This is a genomic window from Clostridium sp., from assembly GCF_051654825.1.
GTDB lineage: Bacteria > Bacillota > Clostridia > Clostridiales > Clostridiaceae > Clostridium.
In genome coordinates, this window is sequence record NZ_JBOFYU010000172.1 from 1 (window position 1) to 1,876 (window position 1,876).

Genomic DNA, 1,876 nt, shown 5'->3' on the forward strand with positions numbered 1-1,876 from the left:
AATATTTTTCATTTTATTGTATATTTTATTTTTTATAAACAAAAAAGACAACTAAGTACCGTTTAATGTAATTAATTGTCTTTTTTATATTCACTTATTCTTTTATTATTTCTATTTCTTTTGGCATCGTTATTACATTGCATCCTGTGATCTTCTTTATATGATTATGCCATATAGTTACCGCTTCTAATGGAAATAAAGAAGTCCCTTTATCATCACAAGGATATTTCATAATTAATGTATCTCCCTGTTTTATTTGCATCTTTTCTATTTCTATTCCTATTTCTTCTATTGTTTTCATATTTTCTCCTTGTTTATTGTTAATTATGTATCCACTTAAAAGAAGCATTTTATTTATTTTTTTACTTTACTATCTCGATTTTCATGTTGTCACAAGCTAAACCTTCTTCTTCAAACACCAATTTAAGTGAAGGTGTATCATCTCCTAGTATTACAGAGGTGTCTTCTAGGTTTATTATAGTGTCAATATCCCTTAATATTTGTTTATAATTATATTTATTAATTTTAGTGTATGCTACTTCAATTTCTCCATTCCGCTTAATTCCAGTTAATTTAACTCTCATATCTATTCCTCAATTATTATTTTATGTTTTGTTTCCTCACTTATCGGACATTCATTTTCTATGTATTCTTGAACATTAATGTCTTTTTAGTCTCCATCGTATTCAAAAGCAACGATTGTTGTTAATATACTTTTAATTTCCATCTCCAATATAGTCCTTTAATAAAATTTTAAATATTTCTTCTAGGATTGGGACAGCTATACTGTTGCCTGCTTGAGCATATAAACTTCCCATACTTTGCCCAGATGCCTCTGCTTTTAAGTAATCTTCTCTACTGAATCCCATAAGTTTCCATGCTTCCCAAGGTGTTATTCTTCTGCCTATCATTTTTTCTTCATCCAATAATACCTGTGTCTTATCTCCTCCATTACACTTTGGAAGAGTACACATTTGACCATCCATATAATACAATCTTGCCGCCTGTGAGTTATACCCTTTCCCGCTATTATCATATTGTATGTATTTCTTCGTTCTTCTTGGATTCAATACTTTTTTAACCATAAATCTTTCTTCTACATTTTCATCTAATACATCTTTAAGTGAGACTGTATAATCATATTCACTAGGAAAATCAAAATTCATATCAATGTCTTTCCTTGTGCTTACCACGAACATCCTATCTCTATCCTGAGCTAATCCAAAGTTTTTGCTATTTATTATTTTGCTGTAATTGTCATATCCTATCTCGCTCATTCTGTTTAAATATTTTTCATAATTATGTATTTGTGATTGTTGTAACACACCTTTGACATTTTCCCATATAACATACTTAGGTTTACAGTGTTCCACTATTGCTATTTGATTCCACATCAAAGAACTCCTTGTTCCACTTCCCTCATCCGCACCTGCTTTATACCCTGATACTGAAAAATCTTGACAAGGCGATCCACCTACTATTAGATCAATATTTTGTTGTAATGATGGTATGTCTATTTTTGTTATATCGTCTAGATTAGCGTCTTTATTTACATTATGTATTGCGCAATATGATTTTATAGCCTTATCGTCTATTTCGCTAAACCCAAGTAACTCATATTTTGCCCCAATATTTCTCATTGCCATTTCTGGACTTCCTACTCCACTAAATAAACTTATAAATTTTACTTTATCCATGGTTAATCTCCCTCTAATTTTCTTAATATGTTTTTATTAAAACATATAAAATTTCTATTTTATACCTCTAAATATGTCTTTTATATCTTCTAAATTATCATTTGACACTATTAATTCAAGTGATAAAATTCCTATCATCGCTGCTATGTATTGTCCTCCAAAGAATAACGCAGAAACAA

At 29.6% G+C, this 1,876-nt stretch carries 3 protein-coding genes; all 3 read right to left on the reverse strand.

Annotated features, from left to right (window positions below):
* Positions 1-94: 94 nt before the first annotated feature.
* A complete protein-coding gene (locus tag ACRDBA_RS10195) occupies positions 95-301 on the reverse strand; it encodes a hypothetical protein (protein WP_438572818.1) in 207 nt (68 codons plus the stop codon).
* Between the two features lie 61 nt (positions 302-362).
* Positions 363-584 (reverse strand): hypothetical protein, encoded by a 222-nt coding sequence (locus tag ACRDBA_RS10200; protein WP_438572819.1) that lies wholly within the window; start codon positions 582-584, stop codon positions 363-365.
* 132 nt (positions 585-716) lie between these two features.
* Positions 717-1,697, reverse strand: a complete 981-nt coding sequence (dcm, locus tag ACRDBA_RS10205; protein ID WP_438572820.1) for a DNA (cytosine-5-)-methyltransferase — start codon at positions 1,695-1,697, stop codon at positions 717-719.
* Between the last annotated feature and the right edge of the window lie 179 nt (positions 1,698-1,876).

Coding starts and splice junctions, on each gene's coding strand:
- ACRDBA_RS10195 (WP_438572818.1), bottom strand. CDS start 301: ATGAAAACAATAGAAGAAATAGGAATAGAAATAGAAAAGATGCAAATA.
- ACRDBA_RS10200 (WP_438572819.1), bottom strand. CDS start 584: ATGAGAGTTAAATTAACTGGAATTAAGCGGAATGGAGAAATTGAAGTA.
- dcm (WP_438572820.1), bottom strand. CDS start 1,697: ATGGATAAAGTAAAATTTATAAGTTTATTTAGTGGAGTAGGAAGTCCA.